3 protein-coding genes are annotated in these 5270 nt (G+C 61.2%); all 3 read left to right on the top strand.

All coding sequences use genetic code 11. The annotated features are described in order from the left end of the window. Positions 1 to 347 precede the first annotated feature (347 nt). The 3 genes from ACSSU5_RS11400 to ACSSU5_RS11390 are packed head-to-tail and all read left to right on the top strand — an operon-like array spanning position 348 to position 5252. Positions 348 to 1685: a TolC family outer membrane protein gene (locus ACSSU5_RS11400; RefSeq protein WP_264310816.1), complete on the top strand. Its 1338-nt coding sequence runs from the start codon at positions 348 to 350 to the stop codon at positions 1683 to 1685. A gap of 44 nt (positions 1686 to 1729) precedes the next feature. Further along, entirely contained in the window at positions 1730 to 3886 is a 2157-nt protein-coding gene (locus tag ACSSU5_RS11395; protein ID WP_264310817.1) for a type I secretion system permease/ATPase, read from the top strand. A gap of 7 nt (positions 3887 to 3893) precedes the next feature. Beyond that, a complete protein-coding gene (locus ACSSU5_RS11390; RefSeq protein ID WP_264310818.1) occupies positions 3894 to 5252 on the top strand; it encodes an HlyD family type I secretion periplasmic adaptor subunit in 1359 nt (452 codons plus the stop codon). The last annotated feature ends 18 nt before the right edge of the window (positions 5253 to 5270 follow it).

The raw sequence follows: 5270 nt of genomic DNA, 5'->3' as shown, positions 1-5270 counted from the left end.
TGGACTCTCCGTGTGACCCGATTCGGGTACTTCCCTGCCAGAGCGGCGCTCTTAAGCCACTTCCGGCGGATCTGTGTCGATTGATATGTTGACGATTTGACGTCAAAATTACGTCTATAACTGTTTGGAATTAACCATCTGCCAAACTATTGACCTTATACTCGCCATCCTAAACAATCGGCAATGTAATGTCACATTGATATTTGTACCTTTGCCACCCCTTCCTTTAGTACTAATCCAGTGCCCGCAGGAAGTCCGCTCATCGGTCAGATCAGTTGCCATTTTCCAGGCCCTGAACAGCAAAAACCGTGATTCAGGACAATAGCGCCCTCGGGAACCCGCCAAAAATGCGTGCGTCACTGTTTACCGTTCTTCCCATCACCCTAGCCGCCACGTTCGTACAAGCACAATCCTTGCCCGAAGCCATGCAGACAGCCCTTGAGAGACACCCGGAAATCCAGGCCGGTGTGAATGCTCGAGTGGCCGCTGATTATCAGCTGCGTGCGGCCAAGGGCGGCTATCTGCCGCGGGTGGATGTGACGGCAGGGTATGGTCGCGAGGGTACCGATAGCCCGAGCACCGGTAATCGCTGGGACACGCTGAACCGAGGCGAGTCAGCAATCCGTCTTCGCCAAATGGTTTTTGACGGTTTTGCCACGTCCAATGAAGTCGGCCGTCAACAAGCCACCGCCAACGCACGCGCCTACTCCCTGATGGGCACCTCCGAGCGCACCGCGCTCGACGTCGCCCAGGTGTACCTGGATGTGCTGTCGCGACGCGAGATGGTGCGCCTGGCCGAAGACAACCTGAGCAACCACGAACGCATTCTGGATCAGATCAAATTGCGCACCAGCCGCGGCGTCGGCCGCCTGGCTGACCTGGACCAAGCTGAGGCACGCCTGGCCCAGGCGCAAAACAATCTGATTACCGAAAAGACCAACCTGGCCGATGCCAGCACCAACTACCTCAGCGTGGTGGGTCAGTTGCCCGATGAGCTGAGCGCACCCGCGCCGTTCATCGACCTGCTACCAGCCACACTGGAAGAAGCCCGCACGCAGCTGGTGGAAAGCAGCCCAGTGCTGCGCTCGGCCGAGTCGGACATTGCCGCAGCAGAAAAACAGTACGAGGCGGCAAAGTCGTCGTTCTACCCCCGCTTCGATGCAGAACTCGGACGCACGGCCGATAACAATATCGACGGCACCGCAGGCCATAACAACGAATGGCAGGCTATGCTGCGAATGAACTTCAATTTGTATGCTGGCGGCAGCAACAAGGCAGACCTGGAGTCCAAGTCGTACCTGTCCAACCAGGCGCTGGATATCCGCAACAATGCCTTGCGTCAGCTCAATGAAGAGTTGGGACTGGCATGGAATGCTCAGGATAACGCCAACGCCCAGTTGCCGATCGCCCAGCAGTATGTCGATCACAGCAACCGTGTGCGCAGCGCCTACCAACAGCAATTCAGCCTGGGCGAGCGAACCCTGCTCGACTTGCTCGACAGCGAGAATGAAACCTTCACTGCCCAGCGTCGCCTGGTGGAAGTGAAGAACATACAATTGTTTACTCAGTATCGAATCAAGGCGACCATTGGCCAGCTGCTCAAGAGTCAGGGTGTCGTAGCCCCGCTGGCCACCGTTGTGCAGAACGATCTGAAACCGAGGGTGAGCCTGCCAGGCCTGAACTGAGGCACACCCTGCCCCACCCACCGCAAGGATGAAGAGAGCGCCGCGTGGAATCCGAAGTCAGTCGAGTCCAACTCAGCCACGATCCACGCAGTCAGCATGACGATCCCTTGCTGGATAGCCTGCTGAGCCTGTGTGTCCTGCACCAGAAACCTGCCAGCCGGGTCATGCTGACCACCGGCCTGCCGCTGCCCGCCCAGCGCCTGAGCCCCGAACTGCTGCCCCGTGCGGCAGCCAGGGCCGGCCTGCAAGGGCGGCTGCTGCAGCGCAAGCTGGAGCAGATCCCCAGTATCGCCATGCCGGCCATGCTGTTGCTCAAGGAAGGCCGCAGCGCCGTCCTGCTGGGCTGGGAGAACGAAGACACCGCACGCCTGCTGCTCAGCGAGAGCGATGGTGGCGAGGTGCACGTCAGCCGCGAAGCGCTGCTCAGTGACTACAGCGGGCGCGTGTTCTTCGCTCAGCCGCAGCACAAGTTCGACGTCAACCACGGCAACCTCATCCCGCGTGCCAAATCCTGGTTCCGCGACACCTTGCTGCGCAGCAAATGGCTGTATATCGATGCCATCGCCGCCAGCCTGGTGATCAACCTGATCGCCCTGGCCGCGCCACTGTTCGTCATGAACGTGTATGACCGGGTGGTGCCCAACCAGGCGACCTCCACCCTGTGGGTGCTGGCCGTCGGCATCGCCGGCGCCTACCTCTTCGACCTGATCCTCAAAGGCCTGCGCGGCCTCTGTCTGGACCTGGCCGGCAAGAAGACCGACCTGATCATCTCGGCGACGTTGTTCGAGCGTATCGTCGGCATGTCGATGAAGTACCGCCCGGCGCGGGTCGGCAGCTTTGCCCAGAACATCCATGAGTTCCAGGGTTTACGCGACTTCCTGGCGTCCTTGACCCTGACCAGCCTGATCGACCTGCCGTTCACGCTATTGATCCTGATCGTCATCGCCATCATTGGCGGGCACCTGGTGTGGATCCCGATCATTGCCTTCCCGCTGGCCCTGGGCATCGGTTACGCCCTGCAACGGCCGCTGATGGCGACCATGGAGCGGACCATGGCCCTGGCCTCGGAGCGTCAGTCGAGCCTGATCGAGACCCTGGCGGGCCTGGATGCGGTCAAGGTCAACAACGCCGAAAGCGAGCGCCAGTACATGTGGGAGCAGACGCTGGGCACCCTCAGCCGTCTGGAATTGCGCGTCAAAGTGCTGTCGAGCCTGGCGATGAACATCACCCTGCTGATCCAGCAACTGGCTGGCGTGGCGATGATCTGCGTCGGTGTCTACATGATCATCGACGGCAACCTGAGCATGGGCGGCCTGGTCGCCTGTTACATGCTCAGCGGCCGCGCCCTCGGCCCGCTGGGCCAGCTCAACGGTTTGCTGGCCCGTTATCAGCAGGCCAAGGTGACCATGGTCTCCACCGACCACATGATGGAACTGCCGCAGGAGCGCAACTTCGAGGAACGCCCACTGAGCCGCCGTGTGCTGCAGGGCAGCATCGAGTTCCGCGGGGTCGATTTCACCTACCCGAACCAGCAGAACCTGGCGCTGAAGAACATCAACCTGACCATTCGCCCCGGCGAAAAGGTTGGCATCATTGGCCGAAGCGGCTCGGGCAAGAGCTCTCTGGCCAAGCTCATCGTTGGCCTGTATGAGTCCGACGGTGGGTCTCTGCTGGTCGATGGCGTGGATATCCGTCAAATCGACGTCAGCGAGCTGCGCCACAACATCGGCTATGTGCCTCAGGACATCCAGCTGATGGCCGGCACCCTGCGCGATAACCTGGTCAGCGGCGCGCGCTACATCGAAGACGAAATGATCCTCCAGGCTGCGGAACTTGCTGGTGTTCATGAGTTTGCCCGGCTGCACCCCGACGGCTATGAGCTGCAAGTGGGTGAGCGTGGCCAGAACCTCTCCGGCGGCCAGCGGCAGAACGTTGCCCTGGGTCGTGCATTGCTGCTCAACCCACAGATCCTGCTGCTCGACGAGCCGACCAGCGCCATGGACAACACCGGTGAAGAGCGCCTCAAACAGCGTCTGCAGGCGGTAATCGAAAACAAGACGGTGCTGCTGGTGACACACCGCGCCTCGTTGCTGTCGCTGGTGGACCGGCTGATCGTCATCGATCGCGGGCAGATTGTCGCCGACGGCCCGAAAGCCGCGGTCATGGATGCGCTGAAGAAGGGGCAGATCAGTGTTGCATAAGCTCGATATGGGGCAGTTCAAGGATGGCCTGCGGCGCTACTTCAAAGGCTCCGATTCGCTTGGTGGGCAGCCGCTGCCCGAGGTCAACAAGGCACTGATCGAGGACGCGCCGCGGGTGGTGCGCCTGACCATCTGGGGTGTGATCGCGTTTTTCGTGTTCCTGATCGTCTGGGCCAGCGTTGCGCCGATCGATGAGGTCACGCGCGGTGAAGGCAAGGCCATTCCATCCTCAAAGGTGCAGAAGATCCAGAACCTTGAGGGCGGCATCGTCGCCGAAATTTACGCCAAGGAAGGGCAAATCGTCGAAGTCGGCCAGCCCTTGCTGCGCCTGGACGAAACCCGCTTCGCCTCCAACGTCGGCGAGACCGAGGCCGACCGCCTGGCCATGGCCCTGCGCGTCGAACGCCTGAGTGCCGAGGTCGAAGACCGCCCGCTGAAAATCGATGAAGAACTGCGCAAGGCAGCGCCTAGCCAGGCAGCCAACGAAGAGTCGCTGTACCTGAGCCGGCGCCAGCAACTGCAGGACGAGATCGGGGGCCTGCAGCAGCAGTTGGTACAGCGCCAGCAAGAGCTGCGCGAGTACACCTCCAAGCGCGCGCAGTACGCCAACAGCCTGCAACTGCTGCGTCAGGAAATCTCGATGTCCGAGCCGCTGGTAGCCCAGGGCGCGATCTCCCAGGTCGAGGTGCTGCGCCTGCGCCGTGCCGAAGTGGAAAACCGCGGCCAGATGGACTCCACCGCGCTCGCCATCCCGCGTGCCGAGGCCGCCATCCGGGAAGTACAGAGCAAGGTCGAGGAAACCCGTGGCAAGTTCCGCAGCGAAGCGCTGACCCAGCTCAACGAGGCCCGCACCGAGCTCAGCAAAGCCACCGCCACCAGCAAAGCACTGGATGACCGGGTTCACCGCACCATGGTCACCTCGCCTGTGCGCGGTATCGTCAAACAGCTGCTGGTCAACACCATCGGCGGGGTGATCCAGCCGGGTAGCGACATCGTCGAGGTCGTGCCACTGGACGACACGCTGGTCATCGAGGCCAAGATCCTGCCCAAGGACATCGCGTTCCTGCACCCGGGCCAGGAGGCAACCGTCAAGTTCACTGCCTATGACTACACCATCTACGGTGGCCTCAAGGCCAAGCTGGAACAGATCGGTGCCGACACCATCACCGATGAAGACAAGAAGACCACGTATTACCTGATCAAGCTGCGCACCGATCGCAGCCACCTGGGCACTGACGAGAAGCCCCTGCTGATCATTCCCGGGATGGTGGCGACGGTGGATATCATGACCGGCAAGAAGACCATCATGAGCTACCTGCTCAAGCCGATCATGAAGGCGCGCTCGGAGGCCTTGCGCGAGCGTTAAGGGCTGACACTAAACGTG

The organism is Pseudomonas sp. E1MeOHC2 (assembly GCF_058745025.1).
The sequence above is the reverse complement of the archived record's forward strand: the minus strand, read 5'-3'. Positions and strand labels throughout refer to the sequence as shown.